This window comes from Labrenzia sp. THAF191a (assembly GCF_009363335.1).
In the GTDB taxonomy this organism is placed as follows: Bacteria; Pseudomonadota; Alphaproteobacteria; order Rhizobiales; family Stappiaceae; genus Roseibium; species Roseibium algicola.
In genome coordinates, this window is the sequence record NZ_CP045333.1 from 5116697 (window position 1) to 5135031 (window position 18335).

At 58.4% G+C, this 18335-nt stretch carries 21 protein-coding genes and 1 tRNA gene; 3 read left to right on the forward strand and 19 right to left on the reverse strand.

From position 1 onward, the window contains the following. Positions 1 to 8: 8 nt before the first annotated feature. On the reverse strand, positions 9 to 1964 hold the full coding sequence (locus FIV05_RS23440) for a DUF4139 domain-containing protein (RefSeq protein WP_152511161.1): 1956 nt from the start codon (positions 1962 to 1964) through the stop codon (positions 9 to 11). Between the two features lie 387 nt (positions 1965 to 2351). On the opposite strand from FIV05_RS23440, the gene FIV05_RS23445 reads away from it, so the two are divergent. The 3 genes from FIV05_RS23445 to FIV05_RS23455 all read left to right on the forward strand — a co-directional run bounded on the left by FIV05_RS23445 (position 2352) and on the right by FIV05_RS23455 (position 3939). After that, positions 2352 to 2426: transfer RNA gene (locus FIV05_RS23445), tRNA-Val, on the forward strand. Between the two features lie 359 nt (positions 2427 to 2785). Continuing rightward, on the forward strand, positions 2786 to 3601 hold the full coding sequence (locus FIV05_RS23450) for a hypothetical protein (protein WP_152511162.1): 816 nt from the start codon (positions 2786 to 2788) through the stop codon (positions 3599 to 3601). A gap of 158 nt (positions 3602 to 3759) precedes the next feature. Then, complete coding sequence (locus FIV05_RS23455) at positions 3760 to 3939, forward strand: hypothetical protein (RefSeq protein ID WP_152511163.1); 180 nt, start codon at positions 3760 to 3762, stop codon at positions 3937 to 3939. On the opposite strand, the gene FIV05_RS23460 is transcribed toward FIV05_RS23455, so the two are convergent. From FIV05_RS23460 to FIV05_RS23540, 18 genes are all read right to left on the reverse strand, one after another. Further along, positions 3940 to 4236, reverse strand: a complete 297-nt coding sequence (locus tag FIV05_RS23460; protein ID WP_152511164.1) for a hypothetical protein — start codon at positions 4234 to 4236, stop codon at positions 3940 to 3942. Positions 4237 to 4474: 238 nt separating this feature from the next. Next, the gene (locus tag FIV05_RS23465) at positions 4475 to 4849 is read right to left on the reverse strand and encodes a hypothetical protein (protein ID WP_152511165.1); all 375 of its coding nucleotides are present in this window, start codon (positions 4847 to 4849) and stop codon (positions 4475 to 4477) included. A gap of 159 nt (positions 4850 to 5008) precedes the next feature. Next, a complete protein-coding gene (locus tag FIV05_RS23470; protein ID WP_152511166.1) occupies positions 5009 to 5503 on the reverse strand; it encodes a hypothetical protein in 495 nt (164 codons plus the stop codon). Beyond that, a complete protein-coding gene (locus FIV05_RS23475; protein WP_152511167.1) occupies positions 5503 to 6255 on the reverse strand; it encodes a lysozyme in 753 nt (250 codons plus the stop codon). The genes FIV05_RS23470 and FIV05_RS23475 overlap by 1 nt, the downstream gene beginning before the upstream one ends. Before the next feature lie 196 nt (positions 6256 to 6451). Next, entirely contained in the window at positions 6452 to 8899 is a 2448-nt protein-coding gene (locus tag FIV05_RS23480) for a hypothetical protein (protein ID WP_152511168.1), read from the reverse strand. A gap of 48 nt (positions 8900 to 8947) precedes the next feature. Then, on the reverse strand, positions 8948 to 11215 hold the full coding sequence (locus FIV05_RS23485; protein WP_152511169.1) for a hypothetical protein: 2268 nt from the start codon (positions 11213 to 11215) through the stop codon (positions 8948 to 8950). Continuing rightward, a complete protein-coding gene (locus FIV05_RS23490) occupies positions 11212 to 11619 on the reverse strand; it encodes a hypothetical protein (RefSeq protein WP_152511170.1) in 408 nt (135 codons plus the stop codon). Before FIV05_RS23490 ends, FIV05_RS23485 begins: the two co-directional genes overlap by 4 nt. A 22-nt stretch (positions 11620 to 11641) precedes the next feature. Continuing rightward, complete coding sequence (locus tag FIV05_RS23495; protein ID WP_152511171.1) at positions 11642 to 12298, reverse strand: hypothetical protein; 657 nt, start codon at positions 12296 to 12298, stop codon at positions 11642 to 11644. Beyond that, positions 12282 to 12839 carry a hypothetical protein gene (locus FIV05_RS23500; RefSeq protein WP_152511172.1) on the reverse strand — a complete coding sequence of 186 codons (558 nt, stop codon included), beginning with the start codon at positions 12837 to 12839 and terminating at the stop codon, positions 12282 to 12284. The genes FIV05_RS23495 and FIV05_RS23500 overlap by 17 nt, the downstream gene beginning before the upstream one ends. A 131-nt stretch (positions 12840 to 12970) precedes the next feature. Then, positions 12971 to 15160: a tape measure protein gene (locus FIV05_RS23505; RefSeq protein ID WP_152511173.1), complete on the reverse strand. Its 2190-nt coding sequence runs from the start codon at positions 15158 to 15160 to the stop codon at positions 12971 to 12973. Further along, positions 15161 to 15334: a hypothetical protein gene (locus FIV05_RS31680; RefSeq protein ID WP_173013922.1), complete on the reverse strand. Its 174-nt coding sequence runs from the start codon at positions 15332 to 15334 to the stop codon at positions 15161 to 15163. After that, the gene (locus tag FIV05_RS23510) at positions 15331 to 15702 is read right to left on the reverse strand and encodes a gene transfer agent family protein (RefSeq protein WP_152511174.1); all 372 of its coding nucleotides are present in this window, start codon (positions 15700 to 15702) and stop codon (positions 15331 to 15333) included. Before FIV05_RS23510 ends, FIV05_RS31680 begins: the two co-directional genes overlap by 4 nt. Beyond that, a complete protein-coding gene (locus FIV05_RS23515) occupies positions 15702 to 16157 on the reverse strand; it encodes a phage tail tube protein (RefSeq protein WP_152511175.1) in 456 nt (151 codons plus the stop codon). The genes FIV05_RS23510 and FIV05_RS23515 overlap by 1 nt, the downstream gene beginning before the upstream one ends. Positions 16158 to 16221: 64 nt before the next feature. Further along, a complete protein-coding gene (locus FIV05_RS23520; RefSeq protein ID WP_152511176.1) occupies positions 16222 to 16632 on the reverse strand; it encodes a DUF3168 domain-containing protein in 411 nt (136 codons plus the stop codon). Beyond that, entirely contained in the window at positions 16629 to 17099 is a 471-nt protein-coding gene (locus FIV05_RS23525; protein ID WP_286202226.1) for an HK97 gp10 family phage protein, read from the reverse strand. Before FIV05_RS23525 ends, FIV05_RS23520 begins: the two co-directional genes overlap by 4 nt. Continuing rightward, positions 17099 to 17443 carry a head-tail adaptor protein gene (locus tag FIV05_RS23530; protein WP_152511177.1) on the reverse strand — a complete coding sequence of 115 codons (345 nt, stop codon included), beginning with the start codon at positions 17441 to 17443 and terminating at the stop codon, positions 17099 to 17101. The genes FIV05_RS23525 and FIV05_RS23530 overlap by 1 nt, the downstream gene beginning before the upstream one ends. Next, complete coding sequence (locus tag FIV05_RS23535; protein WP_173013923.1) at positions 17443 to 17985, reverse strand: head-tail connector protein; 543 nt, start codon at positions 17983 to 17985, stop codon at positions 17443 to 17445. Before FIV05_RS23535 ends, FIV05_RS23530 begins: the two co-directional genes overlap by 1 nt. A 17-nt stretch (positions 17986 to 18002) precedes the next feature. Next, complete coding sequence (locus tag FIV05_RS23540) at positions 18003 to 18332, reverse strand: hypothetical protein (RefSeq protein WP_152511179.1); 330 nt, start codon at positions 18330 to 18332, stop codon at positions 18003 to 18005. Between the last annotated feature and the right edge of the window lie 3 nt (positions 18333 to 18335).

Genomic DNA, 18335 nt, shown 5'->3' on the forward strand with positions numbered 1-18335 from the left:
GTCAGACATCAGAACGTCCTGATGGCATCGCCCAGGGTTTCACGGATTTCTTCCCGTCGCACGGATAGTGCGGCGATTTCCGTATCAACATCCTCGATCCGGGTTTCGCTTTCCTCCAGCTTGCGGGCGGCACGCTTGTAGAGATCGGCACCCGGCTCAAGAGCCGCCAGGTTGGCCCGGTGGCGTTCCTGGTCCCGGCTCTCCTCATCCTTTTCAAGCCGCAAGCGCTGGATCTGGCGCTCGATCTGGGCGATCTCGTTCTGCAGCTCCGACAGTTCCTTCAGCTTTGCAGCGGTTTCCTTGTCCGGCGAGCGCCTGGAGAGATAAAGCAGCTGGTTCGCATCGGTGGAGATCAGCGAATAGGTCTCCGACAAGGTCCGCTCCTGAAGGGCGGAAACCGTTTCCGTTGTTCCTGCAGGCACTTCCACCTTCAAACGGTGGTGCGTTGCGGTGCTGTCCAGTTCCTGTTCGGAGGAAAACTGCCATCCGGAACGTTTGGCATGCTCGATGACGATCGTGCGGTCGCCGTCCGGGGCTCCCTTGATCGCGTATTGCGTCGACGATCGCTCGCGCACCGTCGCGTTCAGAACCCCGTCATTGACCTTGATCGATACGATCTGGCTGTCGGCAGATGTTGACTGTGCAATCCTGACCTTCTTGTCGGTCGCAAAGCTTGCCATGCGGCTTTCGCCCGAGGGCATGCCGCTGATCTGCGCGTCGCCGACATATCCTTCCTTTTCGTCATAAACCGTCAGGATGCCCTGCGGCAGGCTGGTTTCGGTCTCGTTCTTGATCAGGATTGCAGCAATGGGATGCTGCAGGCCGCTTTCCGGCTGGAATACGGAAACCGTTTCGGCTGACACGACCTTGTCGACAATCGGCGCTGACAGAGTTTCACCGCTTTCAAGGTCGACAGGCCAAGGAATTGTAAAGGAAGCGGTGACCGCGCCTTCGCTCACCTCGCCGACATTGGCGGCGGCCATGTTGAGAACCATTTCCGGCGCAACCGCCGAGCCAATGAAGCTGGAACGCGCCGCGCCCGGCATGCGGGCCTCGCTCTCGGCAACCTCGAACTGCGGTTCCGCCCCCATGTCGACAGGAGGCACATAGCCGCTGGACACATCCACCGGCACTTCCTGCCGTTGCTTCCAGTAAAGATCGTGGAGCCGCTGTTTCAGCGTTACCGGAGCGCCGGAGGACAGCGTTATCCTGACATCGTCCCAGTCTTCGCCACTGGCGTTTTCAAGCACGGCCCAGGCTTGCAGCCGGGCCTTGTCATCGGCCATCGTCACGACGCGGTAAGCCGTCTTCCAGATGGGCGCCGGCACGACGTAGGAAACCGCGACCTCGCGTTCGCCCTCGCCTGCCACTTTCAAGGCAACGGTTCGCGCGCCGTCCGACTTGCCGTTGCCAACGGCAGACAAGGCCTTGGCAACCTTCTGCTGAATGTCTTCATCGAGAAACGTGACTTCGGTATCTGCGGACAGGCCCACACCGGTGATGCGACCATCACTGAGAACCGAAATGACAAAGGACTGCCCCCTGTCGCCGTCATCCTGCGCCGACACGCCGAGAACGAGCCCCTCGACCGTAGACCCGGCCTTTTCCAGACGCACTCGGGTTCCTTGCAGTTTTGCCAGAAGGCGTGCGGGCGACTGCAGGTCCTCAACGGTGAACGGCAGGTTCTTGAAGGTTTCCGCCAGCGGGTTCGGGCCGGGAAGAGTAATGCCCTCGACAACGCCTGCCTCATCGAACACGACAATGCTCTTCAGCACATCGTTCACCTGTTCGAGCGGGACCGTCATGTTGATCAGGCCGCTGCTGTCAATATCCGCCTTGCGAACCACTTCGGCGAGACCACCCGAAGACAGCGTGATGCTGGTAATGGGCCCATTGTCGGCGCCAAACGCCCCGGCAGGCAGGAAAAGCCCCACGAGCGCGAGAGAAGAAACGCGTGCAATCATTTAAAAACACTCCAAAAAACAGTCAGTGGAAACGATCGTCCGCTTTAAATACGGCCTTTTCGCGAAGACTGATAACGGCTCCTGACATAATCTGTCACGCGATACGACAGCCTTCAGGATCCGCCCGCTCGGTCAAAACCTCACCAGACGGAAGACCACGCCGACTGGCAGCCGCCCCACATTACGGCACCCCGATATTCCAGACATTGCCGGTCAGACGACAAACATCTTCGCCCGGGAGAGCGGGTCACCTCTTTGCGTGGCATCAACACAAAAAGGCAATTAGCTAGAACCGATGAGTCCCAGCAACAGACGTCGGCTCCAGAAAAAGGGTGTTGCGCAAGCTGTTGATTTGCCCTAGATACGCGCCACCAGCCGCCAAGGCATGGGCGATTAGCTCAGCGGGAGAGCACTCCCTTCACACGGGAGGGGTCACTGGTTCAATCCCAGTATCGCCCACCATCAACCATCTGATATATAACAAGAAATCAGAAACACCCGTTTTACTCAAACTGCAACAAACTGCAGAACAAAGCAGGATTGCACGGGTATTCTGGCACGTTTTTGACACGCGGGTTTTTGGTCTGTTCCTGCGCCGTGCACTGGTCGCGGCAGCAATCGGCTCTTCTGTGCTGACTGCCGGCTGCACATCCACCCGCCATGATCCGCGCGACACACCGCCCGAATTTAGGGACGGCAAGCCGCTGGACCTGACACAATTAGCCGGCCCCATTTAGCAAAGAAACCTAGCTTTTAACGCCATCGCGGAGACGGCTTAAAATGAATCCACAATCGATGATTGTTAGTGCAATATGCCGCCCATGGGGATTGGTAGATTCTACTTCGAAGTTACGAAAAGAGCCTTCAGCGGGCGCTTCTGGCACGCTGAAAAAATCAGCGGTGGCTTTGCCTTATTTTTTGGGATCGTCGCGCACCAAAATCAATGGGAGGCGGCCATGATTTGGGCGCCGTTCGTTGTTTTTGTTGCCGTCTTTTTAGCAATGGTTGTGATTGGCTTGATACTTGCGCCATACAACATATGGCAGGAAGCAAAAGCCGAAGCATGTAAGGTTGAGAGTAGGGAGCATGCTCTTAAAGCGGAGATAGAAACGCTCAAGGACAACAAACCAGACCTGCACCTAGAAGTGATTCAAGTTGCCACAAGCGATGGCCCTCGAGGAAGAGATGAGACGTTGTTTGTATTCTTCCTTCAATTGGTAAATCGAGGACGTGCACCATCCGCCGTTATGGAATGGGCGTCAGCTGCATATAGAGACGACGGTACACGAGTTAAGACACAGCTTGAGCACATTGAATTCATTGAGTGGTCGAGCGACGGCCTCGAATTTAAACTGCTCGGTGCTGATGAGTTGCCAGAGAAGACACAACAACCTGTCCTCCCAGGCGCAGCATTGAGAGGCCACCTGAATGTTTTTATGCGCCGCTCGGAAGTCGAAAAATATCTAAGAGACCTGAAAATCAAAATCAGAATAAAGGACGTTTTCGGTGTGGCAAAGGAAGTTAATTTTAATATGAGGCAAGCACAGCCTCAGCGCATTGTTTACTATAATTTCCTTAAAGCCCAACCTAAAGGTCAAACCTCCGGCAACCCATCACCACCAAACACTGACACATAGAAGCAGCGGTACATTTTACTTTAGAAGGCTTATTGCGGAGGCTCACTATCGACAGGATGGCGAGGCAGCACCCAAAGGCAAACATCAAACCAATAACGATTTCCGAAGCCCGCGAGCTTTGCAACGGCGTACAAGTGCACTGTCTGCGCTGCGCAAACATGACTGTTTTGGATCTGGACGCGTTCGACAATCGGGAAGTGATCGCCGATCTGCCAAAGCGCCGACGGTTCCGGTGCGCCAGGTGCGGAAACAAATGGGTCGAGACACGCCCCAACTTCAAGCAGGCCAGCAGCCCGGTGACCTGGTACGGGCTGACAAAGAAAGAAGATCCCCAGTGATTACGTATTAGCGATCATCGGCACGCCAGACATGGATCGGCGCGGATGCTTTTCACCATTCAATGCGCGAACCGAAGCCGCTGACACGCGAAATGCACTTTGATCTTTCGACCACTCCAGAACACCATCCGGGAGCGTTAGCGCAGCACACAAAAGCTTAGCGCCGACAGTCTGTGGAATGATGTCACCGCGAAGTAGATCTTGACGGCTAATCCAGGCGTTTTCGAAACCAGACTTGAGCGCCTGCTTAGCCAAATGCATCAAAATCTTTTGCCCGTCCGTCGGTGGTTTAATCATCTGCCTCGGCTCCTAGCTTCCAGGTGAGATAAATCGTACCAACATGAAACTTATCGTCATGCCAGCGAGTGCGAAGATGTACAAAGAGCGGTTCTGTCTGCGACCCGCAGCGTATGCAGCTGCAAGAGAAACGAAACCCAACAAGATTGCCGCAAGTTTAAAACTCACCATCTTGACCCCATTAAACACGAAAGGCCGGAACCTGACGGCCCGGCCTTATCAACCGACTGAAACCAGGCTACTTTCCCAGAGCCTTGACGGCTGAAAGCAGTTTTTCCCAGTTGGTGACAACAAGAACTGCCGCAGCGAGGACCCATCCCCCGACCGACAATAAACGCTGCCCGATCCAGCCCGCCGTTTCGGCCTTGATTGTCAGCGTCTGAACCTTGGTCACCGTCGCGTCGTGCTTTTCAAGACGCTCTTCAACGGAACCGAGCCGACGACCTTGCTCGTCTTGCTTTATGGAGACATCGGTTATCTGGGTTTTGACGTCCCGTATTGCATCGTAGGTACGGCGCCGGCCTTCGGAAGATTCCTTGCGATTGCTTTCTACCTGCTCGCGTATCCTTCCCATTTCCTGAAAAATGGTATCGAGAGAAACAGTCTCCCCCATCACGGTGCACCCCCATGCGCCTGTTGAACGTCTCGATAAAAGTCTGACCAGCCGCGGCGCCTGGCTTCACAGTCCGCCAGAGCAAGCCGGTGCCGGATTGCGTCGCGCCCCTTGTCTCCGGTCGTTCCCGGATCACGGCAAGGCGTCTGCAGGTCCGTTTCAGGGTCCGGCAGTTTCGGCTGTTTCAGGTCCAGTGATCCGGATGGATCGCATCGCCCGGCTGTAAGCGTCGTCAGCAGCACAACTGCCAGCGCCGCCCGATGCCAGGGCGTCTTCATAATCATCGACAATCTCCTGCATATTCTGAAGAGCGAAGGCGCGATCCTGCGCCAATTGCATCTGGCGCCGAGCGACGCCCTGATAGCGCTCGCGCTGCGCCGCCTGTTCCGCCGCCACTTTTTGCCAGCGTTCAAGGTCACGCTGCGCTTGTTCAAGTTCCGCCGATCGATCGTGATAAATGCCGGAACCGAGAAACCCGGCGACGGCGAGGCAAGCACCGAAACCGAGTACCAGCAGTTCGCGCGCCGGTGCCGGTACTGCCGGGTGAAAGCGGGCGCCATAGGACACGAAGGCGAGCCCCAGCACACCGCCGGCAACCGCAACCTGCGCGAAGCCCGTGACAGCGCCCCAGATGTCTGACAGGAAGCCGAGCATTACAGCCCCTGCAAGCAAAGCGCACGCTCGCGTGCGCGCCGGTTGACCAGGCCGCGAAGCACCCTTCCGCCAGCCTTGTTCCACCAGGTCAAAGCCTCGCAGCCGCCGCGTATGTCACCCGCGTTTAGCCTGCGTGTTGCGGTGCTGCGACCGATCGCACGAATCCCGCAGTTGAAAGCGGTTGAGGTATAGGCCGCATCCCGCGCAGGCGTCAGCCGCTGATACTTGGTTGTCAGGTTGAAATATTCATGAAGCCCGCGCCTGTACTCCGCCACCTCTTCACGCAGCAGCTGCAGACATTCGGCGTCGGTCATTTTCATGCCGAGCGAAACGCCACGGGTCGAGCCGTAACAGATCGTCGGAACCTTCACGACATCGAGATAGGCTTCGTTACTCTTTCCCTCTTCCTTCGCAATGAACGGCACCGCGACGCGCAGCATTTCAATTTCACTGACCGGCTCAGCCTCGGCGGCACGGGTTGCCAGCAAGGCCAGAAGCACAACGACCAGCAGAACACCGATCACACGCAGCCATTCCCGCCACCAGGAAAGCCCCTGTCGCCAGATCCGGCCGACAACACCGGCAACCAACAGCAACACCCCGAGCCACCAGGCAAGGACCGGGTCATAGTCCTGCCCGGTCCAAGCGTACCAAAGCTCAGGCAGGATCAACACCAGCAGACCGGCAATCTGCATCCAAAAGCTGAGAGAAGACGCAACAACGCTGCGCCAGTCCGAAATCAATCGAGGCATGGTTCACCTTTTCCAGCATTCGCGCCGGTTGTCTGGATAAGAAAAAACCCGCTCGGAGAGCGGGCGGGCCTGGTCGCGTTATGGACGGCTGCCAATGTCTTCGCGACGTTTCACAGCGGGATTATTGATTACCTAAGCAAACACCACCGCATTCAACTAGGTCTGTCCGCTTTTACCATTGATACGCATGGCTTTATTAAAGCCAACGCCAAGTCCAGAAGCCGCTTGAACCGCTTCTGTTCTTCAATTTGATGACACCGGGACGAACAGAAATGTTTAAGTTTCCATCTGTGCCGTCCGATGTTCCGTTAGTCAGATCACCCGTTCCAAGCGTGACGTTAGCCCCAACATGGAGAGCATCGAAATTCAACGAACTGCCTACATCGTAGTAAAACAATGCCGACGAACCAAAAATAGGGCTGCTGTAAGGTGAGTAAGATACGCGCATCCACCCCCCCTTGAATGGCGGAACAATTGAAACGACAGTGTCATCAGCAATTGTCACGCCACCACCGTCAGCACCATATTCTAGTGCGACACCGTTGCCGCCAGATCCGGTAAATTTCGTGTTCCGGCTGACCCATGTCTGGAAGATGCCACCGACAACCTGATCTGCCTGTATGTGACCGAGCGTCTTAGTGCTGTCTGTCGCGATATGACCGTAGGTGATATTCACATAGTCATTCAGGTTGATGTCTGAGCCCGACGAATCCTTCCAGGAAGAGGCGGTAGACGGCCAATCGCCGGTCTCGAACCAGGCGATAGGTGAAAAGACAATTTGTTCAGCATCGCGGATGCGGACACGAAAGGCAGATGACGATGACACACGCATCGTGTCAAAAATCATGTTTCTGACCTGCCCCCTGCCGGAAACGGTTGATCCTGAGTTCCCCGCCCAACCGTCGATATCGATACCCGCAGGGAAAAAGTCAGGCTCGGCCTCCATGTTGGCTCGCGTCAGCGCAGATCCATATCCGGTCGGATCAACCAACCGTCTGCCACTTTGGTGCGCAACGTAGATTGCCCCCCTGCCGGTGAACCTTCCATCACTGTCACCAGACGCCCCCCTTTCGTCCGTTACCGCTCCGGTCGCCTCGTCGTAGTAACTTCCACCAGGATGAATTGGGCCATATTCCGTGAACCCGGACCCCCAACCCCACATCAGAATATTGTGGTGGTTCCAACCGTCACCGCCCGCAAAAGTTTCACCAGAAACGCCGGCCGGCAGAGCCGCACCATCCGGATCAAGAAGTTCGGGAAGGTTCAGAGCGCGCGTGTAATCGTGGAGAAGTTTTGTTTTGCGGAAATGGCCGATGATCGCAAGATTACGCGTCTTGAAGCCCGGTCGACCGGCGCGGAAAACACCGATATCGATATCGTCTCCCAGATTTGTGTGCGAGAGATCTGTGTAGTCACAGTTGAGCCAAACGCAAAAATCCTCAAGGGAGACGCCATCGGCGTGCACTTCGATGATCGCTGACATAGCATCATCGGTCGGGTCGCTTCCGCTCGCCCGGTACTTTCTCCTTGTCAGAACGCGCTTGGCGAATGTGCCCGCCCCGATGATCCGCGACACAGGCTCGAAGTGCCGAGCAAAATAGTCAGGCCGCCCGTAGCCGTAACCCATCCCCTGACCGACAATTCTCTGGCTCGTATTCTTCAAAAGAAGCGGCTCTGTTGTGACGAAATCACCCTTGGTCAGTTCGCACTGGATGCCTTCCGCAATCATCGCCTTCAGCGCCGTAGCGCTATCGTTCGTGCCGGTCGGGTCAGGAGAACCTGGAGCATCCAGGATGCAATAGGTATCAGTCGCGCGCTGCTTAAGCGTGCGAAGCTGACCACTGGTCCAGACAGTCATTTTGATGTCAGCGCCGAAATCATCGTCTGACATTTTGTCAGGCGTGACAGAGCCCGCGCTCAAAATCGTGCTGAAGTCCACGACAGAAAGCCAGGGCGAACCACTTGCCGGGTCTTCATTCGTGGAACTTGCAGCATCCAGGTAATAAAGGACGTTGGATTTTGTGACGAACTGCGCCTGTGTGTATGCCGTTCCGCTGTTCCAGGTGCCTTGAAAGTCCATCGTCGCACCAGGCCTGGAACTGACCATCTGACGCCAGGCGCCACTATCATCTTTGAAAATCTGGGTCGTCACCCCTCCGACCAGATCTCCGGGTGCCAAATCGCCACCAGAGCCGTTCGCAAGCGGCTCATTCCCGTTTCCAAGGTCAATCACCTCCCCGCCACCAAGGGTGTTTGTGTACAGAGGTGTGAAAACGGCCCATTTCAATTCACCAGGCGACACATAGGCGGCAACGTCAGCGGTGATGGCATTCGCCGTACCGCCGATATTCTCAAGAGCGGAAAACGCGATCGGCAGCGCGCCAAGACGCGTCCAAGTCGTCGTCCCCAGATCCCACGAATAGATGCCATCGACAGCCGGGTCGCCTGATGCCCAGATCAGACCGCCTGCCCCATCCTGAGTTGGCGAAAGCGCTTCCAGCGCAGGCAAGCTGTTTACAGCACGCCCGCCAGCGGCTGCAGACGTCAGAACGAAGTTCCAAAGCGCAATGATGTCGTTCGGCCGCGGCTTGTGCGTATCACTGACCGGGCTGCCTTTATAGGCAGCCTTGGGAGATGCAACCATTATCGGCGCTCCTGCGTTCTAGGCTGAGTTTTGAGGTGTTGAGTGGCGTCAGGCGACGTCGACAGTTTGAGGGCCGCTACGCGTGCCCGCACCGCCGGAACCGTTCAGCGGCTCTGCCCAATAGGCGTAGTGACCCGTTGCAAGTCCGCTGTCTTGCCAGGAGTCTGCGGTATCTTTGAAACCAGGCTCGTCGCGGACCTGCGAGGCATCGCCGAAGTCGTAAGGCCCGCTGTATCCGGGCGCATACCCGGCACGGTAAATCCGGGTCGCGAAATAGTTGCTGCTGTCCGGAGAGGTAAAATCGACATCGACCTTTCCCGCTGACGGGGAACTGACGGAAAACGCCTGCAACGTTCCCGGCGAGGTCTGATCGGCAACCGCGACCCTTTCAACAATGCTCGACCAGCTGGAAACGTCGCCACCGATGGACCACACCCGCCACCGGAATTCGTACGTGTCCCCATCGGAGACGACGTCGGAAGCCGCCGCGCCGTCTTCAGCACGAACGGACATTTCCTCCCACGTGCTGGTCGTTTTTTTCCGGTACTGGATCTGCACCAACCGGTCTGCCCGACTCGGTGCCGGAAAGGCGGCCACAAACCGGGCCGCAGCATTGCCGCCACTCACCGCGATGCTGGCTGCCTGAATGGACATGTTGCCGGAACTGATATTCGTCAGCGAATTGTCATTTTCGACGGCAACATTCAGGTTCGGCCGCTCGCCCTCTTCTCCTGCGCCAAGCGTCCACCAATCAGACCCGATCTTGATCAGGGCAAGCGACGAAAACAGCTGGCCTTGTTCACGCTTGAAGCCGGCAACCTCATAGACGCCGTTGATGCCCGGATCGATCGCCGAGACGATGCGCACCGTGCGCCTTTCCTTCAGGCGTCGGGCACGCAGGCCTGCGATGACAGCCAAGCGCCGCTTTTCGTTTTGCCTGCTCGCGGCAACTTTGACGAGTTGCACTGCCTGCCTGTGAAGATAGACCGGGAAGAGCGACACAGACGTCGACTTTACCCGATCGCCTTCCTGCCAGTCCGGATGCACGTATTCGGCCGACGTCTGACCCTTCCAGCCGTATCCGGGTTCGGTGTACTCGGCATAGAAATGCGTGAAGGTGCTTTCGCCGTCGTCAGCCTCGGCGCTGGCAACCTCGATAAGATCATCGTCTGTCAGCGTCACGTCAGGTTCGTAATAGGTCCCGGCAATGATACCTATGCGCCCGTCGCTATCTTCGAACCGCATCCCGTCGAAACTCGATAGAATGCGGTTTTCGGCATCGATGTTCTTTTCTTCGCGCTTGTTGATCGCGATGCCGCATCGATATTGCGGCGCCGAGACGCCGTAGCGGTCAACAATCGCAACGTCGCAGACATCCGCCGCCGTCGCGACGCTGTCCCAATTGATTTCTGCCGCCGAGTTCGCAAAGCGCTCGATATCCATTCGGTGCGCCGCCCAGATCAAGGCAGGGTTGCCGTTGGACGCAGGCCAGGTCGAAGGGTCTTCAGCATCTGACGACGGCACGCGCGGGTCGTGCGCACGCCCCCAATAGGCAGCGCGGGTCAGATCCGGCTCACCCAGACCGAACACGCCCCGGTGCTTGTAGATGTACTGTCGCGCCTCCTGGTTGACCGCATTGATGATCATCAGGCTGTCGGCGACACCGGCCCCGACGTGGCCGGACGTCCATTCCGGAAAGACACTGGTCAGTTGGGATTGCGCTGCCTGCGTGGCGGTTCCTGGCCGTCTGAAGATGCGAATATACTTCGTGCCGTGGAAGACAAATTCTTCCTGGACGACATAGCTGTTGCCGTCCAGGGATACCGGAATGTCATTCAGCCAGAGGCCGATTTCGCTGGTCGCTTCACTGTCGCCATGCGCCGGTTGTTTATAGAGCTTGCCACCCTTAGCCTCGCCAAAGCTTATGCCACCGCCGACCCGGTTCGGTCCCCACAGGACAAACCGCGGCTGGTCGGACAGCGTGAAATTCGACTGAAGCTCCTGCGGCTTCGGGCGCGGGATGTCGGGAACGCCTGGCTGCTTGACGAAAGAATTCAGCGCCAACCCGACTGCCGCATTCAACAGCACCGCACCCAGCGTGGAGCCAAGCACGCCAAGCGCCGCCTGGACGACAAAAGCCCCAGCCGCATAGGCCGACGTTGTCGCCGCAATGCCGCCAAGCACCAGCGGCGCACCGCCAAACAGGGCAGCACCAGCACCCGCGACGAATGCCACCACCGGCGGCATCGCGTGCGCATCGATCGGCGCTGTCACGAAGAAAGTAGAAGCCAGCAGCAGAACGCGAAGACGCTTCATAGCGGCCACCGCCAGGATGCAAGCACGGTACCGCCGCCAGTGGTCAGAACGCCGCTTTCCAGGCTGTAGGCTGCCTTGCCATCGCCGAGGTAGAGCCCGCTTGCCTCATGGCCCCGAACGTCGGCCAGGATGATGTCGCCACGTGCCGGCGCCTGGACACGCTTCCAACCTGCACGCGTCAATGCGGTATCGAGCACGGCGAGCATACCACCCTGCGCATGAACCTCTTCAAGCGTGCGCTCGGCACCACAGCGAAAGCCGCGCCAATGGGCAGCCGGATCAAAGCCCGTCAGACGGCGGGCATAGTCGCCAAGCCGCTTGCCGCAGTTTGCGTCTTCCCACGTAAAAGGGTCTTGCCGCCAGCTTTGCAGCGTGGCGGAAATCGCAATTTCCAGTTGGTTCATGTGAAAAGATCCGGTTGGCCGGTCAGAAGATCTGAATGGTGTAGCCGTTGGCGTACTTGCCGGTGAACTGGCAGTAATCGTCGTCGTCGATGTCGAACAGCTGCTTGGACCGCGCTCGCTGGACGGTGTCGGACATCACGCCGAAGTGCGTCAGGGAACGGCCTTGGTTCAGGTTCTTCGCCAGGACGGTAATCGTGCGCTGGATCTGGGTTTCGCCGCCCTGCCCCATCGGCCGGCTGACAGAAAAGCGCGTGTCCAGCATGCGCAGGCGGTGCGCATCCCCCGGCGGCGTCAACGCACGGGTACCGTTCTTGGGCAGCAGGACGGAATAAAAGAGCACGTCCCGCCCCTTCACCTTGGCCGCCGCCATGTCGCGCAGTTCCAGAAACGTCGCCTCATCCAGGAAGTGCAGCGACATTTCATAAAGAGGCGCCGCACCGTCGCGCACATCCCCCAAGGGTTCGATGTGAAAGAGGCTCTGCACCTCGCCGTTTTCATCTGCCCCCATGAAACCGTGCCAGCGCTGACCGTCTGGCGTGATCATCGACCCGATACCGGCCCACAGCCTGACCGGCGTATCCAGAATATCGAAATAGACCGCGTCCGCCGTCTGTATCTGCCGATCCCCACCGGCCGTCACATCCAGCTGCGCGTCGATCGCGTCATAATAGGTTTGCATCGACGACCTCGCGGAATGTCAACGAACCAGGCGACGCCAGTTGCCCCCGCCTCACTTCGGCAATGAACGCGTCTGGGTTTACCGCCTTGCAAAACAACGTCGGCCGCAGTTCCGCCAGTTCACCGGCAAGGATGTCGCGGCGCGCTGGCGGATCAAACGTTATGGTCGCGACCGTGTCGTCGTACTCGATTTCATGAACCTGATAGACACCGTAACCAAGGCCAAACAGCTTGCCGTGTGTCAGAACACCAGGCCAGCGAACCAGATCTAACGTGACCGTAGTTTCACCTTCCAGGACCGTAGAGACGACATCAGCAGTCGGCTGAAATCGAAAACCATAGCCGGTCGAAAATGGCTGATCGTTGGAAAAGGGAATACCAGTCGGATAACTCGCCGCCGCCGCCTTCATTGCTGCAGACGTTGATACCTGCCCGCTGGTATCCAGCGGCAGCCGGAAAATGTTGCCTTTCAGAACACCGCACAGCCACTGGTACCAGTTGACTTTCGACTTTGGGACGCCCGCAAAACTGGCCTTTGCCATCAGACGCCCACCGGGAACGCGGTAGGTATTGTCCAGCTCAGCAAAAGAGATCCGGCCTTGTTCAAAGGCACCGCCCGACCACAGGATTACGTCAACCGGGAGGATCGCGCAGGGCCATTCATAAAATGTGGTCATGCCAGAGCCCCATCCGATTGGCGGCGCGACTGCCAGGAAGGAAGAGCAGACTTTACCGCTGCGATCGTTTCTCCCTTGTTTTGCTGCATCATTCGCTGAACATCACGATCCGAAACAGTTCCACTGATCGTGAAATATTGCTGGACGCTGACACTTGCGCCGGAAGCCTGGGCGCCGCGCGGAATAACCCTCTCACCTCGCAGCAGAACTGCCGGCACCTCATCAGGTTTGAGCCCGGCACCATCCGTTCCCCCGTGGTAGCGCGGCGCATTCTTCCAGAGGGATGACGAGAAGGCCCGGCCATGGCCGTACCCGTCACGGCCAGCCATGCCCCCGGAATGGAGAATGCCGGGGATGATTGCACCGCCAAGCAAACCCCCGCGCCCCACCCCGCCACCTAGGCCACCGCCGAGTAGCGAAAAGCCTTGGTTCAGGGCCAGATCAAGCAACCGATCCCCAACGCGTGACAATGCATTTGCGAGAGCGTCTGCGCCATCGGTGCCGCTTCGGAGATCGCTGATAAAGCCTTTCAATGCTGACTGACCGGAACTGGCAAACTCCTGCACCATCTGCTGGGCGCTCTGCTGCCCTTCGGCCAGTCGCTGCGCCTCTACATGCGCATTCGCATAGCCGGTTGCCAGCTGGTCAATTTGCGTCTGAAGCTGCGGCGTCACCTCCAAACCCTGCTGTTCGGCCGCGGTCAGTAGCTCGCGCGCCGCACGGGCCTTCTCGATGGCAAACCCATAGTCGGTCTGCAGCGGCCCCATACGTCCAAGGATCTGCGTTTCTGAATTAAGCGCGTCAGTCCGCGCCTTCAGTTGCTCGACCTCGCGCGCGTAGGCATCGGCCCGAGCACGGGACCCTTTTGCGCCACCTGTTGGATCGATCGGGTAGTCGCCGAGCGAAACGGGCGAAACTGCTTTCGACGGCTTCGACCCTGGTACTGGCGCAGCGGAAGAACTGTTACGAGGGCCGACGACGGGCCGTGTTTTTGGACCTGACGAGACAAGACTATTGATTTCCTCAATGCGCCTTTGAACTTCATCCCGCTCTGCAGCCAACGTGTCCGCAAACCCAAGCTTTTTGGCATTGGGCGTCAGCTGCATCGTTTCAAGCTTTTCGATCAGGTCGATCCGCTCTTGCAGCAGTTTGTCGGTTTCGGAAAGCTCCGCAGGGGCAAGGAAATTGCCGATGGCACTGAAGGCCTCATCATTGAGGGAGATCTTGGCCAGCTTTTCAAGAAATGACTTTGCGAGCCGATCAGCCTCGGCAATGCCGGCAATGAAGTCACCCAACGGGCCATCTGCCGCACGCGCGAGGAAGTCGCCGAGCCCTTCCACAGCCGTAGCCATCCGCCCGAGCGCGGCCCCCGCCTTGTTGGACGCTCCTGTCGAATCGTCGAGTTTTCCGACCGTATCAATCAGGACATTCTGCAGACGCACGAAACCCTGACTGACCGTCAATTCGGCACTGGCAACCCGATCTTCCAGGATCTGCGCACCCGCTTCGAAGGCCCGGAAAAAGGCCTGCGAGGAAACCTTGCCATCAACGACCAGGCTGCGAAGCTTGGCAACCGACCCGCCCGCCTCTTCCAGCCCCGCCGCAACCGCCTGGGTGATTGCCGGCGCCCCTTCCAGCAAGGAGTTGAATTCCTCGGCGCGAACGATGCCGGACCCCAACGCCTGGCTAAGCTGCAGCAAGGCACCGCGCGCGGACTCGGCCGATCCACCTTGAGCCCTCAGAGCCAGGGCAACGTTGTCCGTGAACTTCAGCAGCTCTTCGGTGCTGACTTTCAATTCGCCCTGCACCAGCGATGCACGGGAATAAAGCTCTACCAGGGATTCGAGCGGGGCTGCGTTGCGCTGCGCACTCGCGAAAAGCCCGTCATAAACCTGGCGAAGTTTTTCCCCCTCAGCGCCGGTCACCTTCAGGGCGTTCTGCACCCGAGTGCTGGCATCTGCCAACTGCGTCAGGCTGCGCAGCGTCGCAGCGCTCACCAGTCCAGCAGCAGCCGGGCCGACAAAGCGTGACAGGCTAGCGGAAATGTTCTTGTTAGCGCGCTGGAACCGGCGCTCGATGTTACCGAGGCGCCGGTCAGAGTTTCGTTCAGCCCGAGCCATATTCCGCTCGTACTGATTGATCCGTGCTTCCAGGGAGACAATCAGTCTCTGAAGGTCGTCAGCCACCTAAAATCCCTCAATGCCCATTTCGGAAAGTCGCTTGTCACTGATTGGCACGCTGTCTGCGACGCCATTGGCGCGCCGGTATCCGTCGACGGCGCAGCGGAATTCAAAAAGCGTCATGGAGCCCACCGGCTGACCGAGAATACCGGCCCATTGGTAGACGTCAGACCACTTCACTTTCCCTCTTGGAAGTCCGCCCCGTCCGCTTTCGGGGCCATCTGCTCCCCCGGCGCGTCGTCCGTGTCATCGTCGCCGCCATAGACAGCCGCGGCGACGATGACACGCGCCGGCAGTACAAAGGGCGCAAGCGGCGTTTTTACGTGCAGCCGAACCAGCTTTTCAGCCTCTTCCGCGGCCAGGCCGCCGCCCTCAAGTCCAAGCCGGATCGGCTGCACCACGTCGTCAACGAGCCACTGCCCGTTGGTCAGCCTGTGCAGCACCCAATTCGGGCCGGCGTCGCAATACTGCTGCAACGCCCGCAACTGATCGATGTCCAGGACAAAGCGGTGATGACCGCCCGCCCAGGTCAGAGAAACGCCACGCATCAGGCGGCCGCAGTCCGCGCGGGCGTGCCGTCAAACTGAATTTCGATTTCGGCGCTGACCTTCTGACCCTTGGTGCGTGAATTGTTCAGCTGGGACAGCAGCGCCGGGCCGCTTTCGATTTCAGTGTCGCCGCTCGCAGCCTGTGCGTTGGTTACACGAACGTTCAGCGGCTGCCCCGAATAAAGCCAATCCAGCAGCTTGCCGTTGCTGCCGCGCGCCCATACACCGCTAGCCGAAATGGAAACATCAAGGTTCCGCACCGCACGCTCAGTCTGCAATGGCAGGCTTTCGTCGTCGCAGTCCGCCGGAACTTCGGCGGTGTCGATATTCGCGGTGCGCGTTACGGTCGCGTCGACCATGCCGCAGATCTTGGAATAGGTACCCGGCGAACCGTCCGGATCGAATTCCACTTCCAGGACAAGTTCTTCGAATTTTTCAGTGACTGGCGCAGCCATCGCATTTCTCCATGTGAAAAAGGCCGCACGATTGCGGCCACTTGGAAATCAGGGTTTTGGGGTTTCAGACGACTTCTTCGATCTGGCCGCTTAGCGTCATGACGCTTTGATGCGTGATCCCATCGCGGGCCTTACCCGTCACGACACGCTCGACGGTAAGCTGCACCAGGGCGTCGGTAGTAAGCGACAGGTCCGCCCGGTGCAGGAGTCTGCGCAGAAGGCTTGCCAGGTTCTTGCATTCGACACCGCCGACTGCCTTCGACCACACGTTCAGCGTCTGGGTAAATTCAAAGCCGGAAATGCAGTCTGAGTCATCTTCCAGCTGCTCAAATGAACCGAGCGTGACGTAAGCCGATTTTCCCTTGAACGGGTCTTTCGGTGGACGGTCATAGCATCCACCGGCAATCGCCATCACACCCGCGTTGCCTTTGATCGTGTCCACCAGAAGTTTCTGCAATTCAGCTTCAGCGCTCATCCGCGTCCACCCTTGGCAACACCTCGGATCGCCTTGTTAAGCGTCCGCGATATTTGAGTTTTGATGCTGCGCCGTAACAGCCGATAAGCAGGATAAAAGAACGGCTGCGCGGTCGTGCCGGGGTGCTGCGAACCAGCGAAACGGCCTTCGTTGATGTGCGGCGCTGTATCGTATTCGACCAAGTGCGCGTATCGCACTTCGGAATTACCCGCCGTTACCAGCGCTTCTGTCTCGCCGGCGACCCGCGCACCGCCAGGCTGGCTATAGGCTGGCGTCGCTTCGCCTGGCTTGGTGACGACAATGCTTTTGATCAGGTCGCCATCATCTTCAGGAGCAAGTGTCCTTTGGACTGCCGCAAGGCGTTCTGCCTGCTTGACGACGGCCTGCGGCGCAACTTCCCTCGCCGCTTTGCGCATCCGCGCGAGTTTGTGCTGCAGTTCAGCGCGCCCCTGCATCTTTGCCGTCATCAGGTCACGACGCCCTTTTCCGCCAGGAAATCCAGATATCCCGCGTTATCTGCCTCGCGCGGATCTTCCCGCACGTTCCAGACAGCGCCGGAATTGACGTCGACCGCCCGCCACTCCGGAATAATCTGACGCGTTTCGCTGCTATCCCTCACGGTCAGGATTGCGGGTGTCTTGCCGGACAGGCGATCAGCGATCACGCTTTCGCCACCGCGCAGCTCGCGCACCTTCACCCAAACCGTGAATTGCGCAGTCCAGTCTCCGGACTCTTCGTTTCCGTGTCCGTCATCTGCCACCGCACGGACTTCGAAGCGCAGCCGCTTGTCGAGTTTGGCAAACCGGGCCATCAGATACCGCGCCGGTAATTGATCAGCATTGCATCCCAGCTGCTGAAACTGCCCGTCGCACGCGTCTCACGGTTTTCATACCGTTCCGCGATGCGCTCGTAGATCGCCAGGCGCACGTCGAGCGGTAAGGCGTCATAGCCAGCATCGAGGCCGATTGTAATGCGGGAACCGGTCTGGATGCTTGGCCAGGAAAGGCCGTAGACAGGCTTGATTTGCGCCTCAAGCCCTTTCAGGCCAATCAAGCGCAACTCATAGTCTTCGACGGCAACAGTTTGGGCGCTGCCGTCCGGATCGGTATAGTCGATTGAATTTATGCCACCGGCCGGCACAGGTCCGACCGGAAGACGTTCCAGGTCGGCCCAGCAATCGCAGACGATATCGAGCGTCTGCCGGCGCAGGAAAAGATTGCAATAACTTTCCGCTTCCTGCGTGGTTTCCTCAATGAGACCCTGGATGCTGGCATCGTCGTCAGCGGTGTCAACGCGCAGCCGCGTCTTGACATCAGCAACGGCGACGACAAGGCCGGCCGGCGCAGTTGTCACCGTTGCCGCGTACCACATTAGCCGCGAACCTCGGGTGCTGCGGGATCTGAAGTCTCTTCTGTTGCCTTCGCGTCGAATGCCGCTTCAAGCGCGGTCAAAGCATCCTTTGTCGCACGCAGATCGTCCTGCAGAACTTCAACCGTCTTCGTCAGCTTGTCTCGCTCGGCGGTGACTTCGCTCAATTCTTTCTTCAACGATCCGACAGTCACATCACCTTTCGTCGCCTTTTCGGCAATGCCAGCAGCAATCAAACGCTTGGCTTCTGCATCCGAAAAGCGCTCAGTTGTTTCACCGGGGTCAAGGGCGAAGTCTTTGCCTGCCATGCCCGTTTTCATCGTGATTTTCATTCC

Coding starts and splice junctions, on each gene's coding strand:
- FIV05_RS23440 (WP_152511161.1), bottom strand. CDS start 1,964: ATGATTGCACGCGTTTCTTCTCTCGCGCTCGTGGGGCTTTTCCTGCCT.
- FIV05_RS23465 (WP_152511165.1), bottom strand. CDS start 4,849: ATGGGGGAGACTGTTTCTCTCGATACCATTTTTCAGGAAATGGGAAGG.
- FIV05_RS23540 (WP_152511179.1), bottom strand. CDS start 18,332: ATGAAAATCACGATGAAAACGGGCATGGCAGGCAAAGACTTCGCCCTT.
- FIV05_RS23525 (WP_286202226.1), bottom strand. CDS start 17,099: ATGACGGCAAAGATGCAGGGGCGCGCTGAACTGCAGCACAAACTCGCG.
- FIV05_RS23520 (WP_152511176.1), bottom strand. CDS start 16,632: ATGAGCGCTGAAGCTGAATTGCAGAAACTTCTGGTGGACACGATCAAA.
- FIV05_RS23450 (WP_152511162.1), top strand. CDS start 2,786: ATGGGGATTGGTAGATTCTACTTCGAAGTTACGAAAAGAGCCTTCAGC.
- FIV05_RS23490 (WP_152511170.1), bottom strand. CDS start 11,619: ATGAACCAACTGGAAATTGCGATTTCCGCCACGCTGCAAAGCTGGCGG.
- FIV05_RS23470 (WP_152511166.1), bottom strand. CDS start 5,503: ATGCTCGGCTTCCTGTCAGACATCTGGGGCGCTGTCACGGGCTTCGCG.
- FIV05_RS23515 (WP_152511175.1), bottom strand. CDS start 16,157: ATGGCTGCGCCAGTCACTGAAAAATTCGAAGAACTTGTCCTGGAAGTG.
- FIV05_RS23460 (WP_152511164.1), bottom strand. CDS start 4,236: ATGATTAAACCACCGACGGACGGGCAAAAGATTTTGATGCATTTGGCT.
- FIV05_RS23455 (WP_152511163.1), top strand. CDS start 3,760: ATGACTGTTTTGGATCTGGACGCGTTCGACAATCGGGAAGTGATCGCC.
- FIV05_RS23475 (WP_152511167.1), bottom strand. CDS start 6,255: ATGCCTCGATTGATTTCGGACTGGCGCAGCGTTGTTGCGTCTTCTCTC.
- FIV05_RS23480 (WP_152511168.1), bottom strand. CDS start 8,899: ATGGTTGCATCTCCCAAGGCTGCCTATAAAGGCAGCCCGGTCAGTGAT.
- FIV05_RS23530 (WP_152511177.1), bottom strand. CDS start 17,443: ATGGCCCGGTTTGCCAAACTCGACAAGCGGCTGCGCTTCGAAGTCCGT.
- FIV05_RS23510 (WP_152511174.1), bottom strand. CDS start 15,702: ATGCGTGGCGTTTCTCTGACCTGGGCGGGCGGTCATCACCGCTTTGTC.
- FIV05_RS23500 (WP_152511172.1), bottom strand. CDS start 12,839: ATGGCAAAGGCCAGTTTTGCGGGCGTCCCAAAGTCGAAAGTCAACTGG.
- FIV05_RS23495 (WP_152511171.1), bottom strand. CDS start 12,298: ATGCAAACCTATTATGACGCGATCGACGCGCAGCTGGATGTGACGGCC.
- FIV05_RS23485 (WP_152511169.1), bottom strand. CDS start 11,215: ATGAAGCGTCTTCGCGTTCTGCTGCTGGCTTCTACTTTCTTCGTGACA.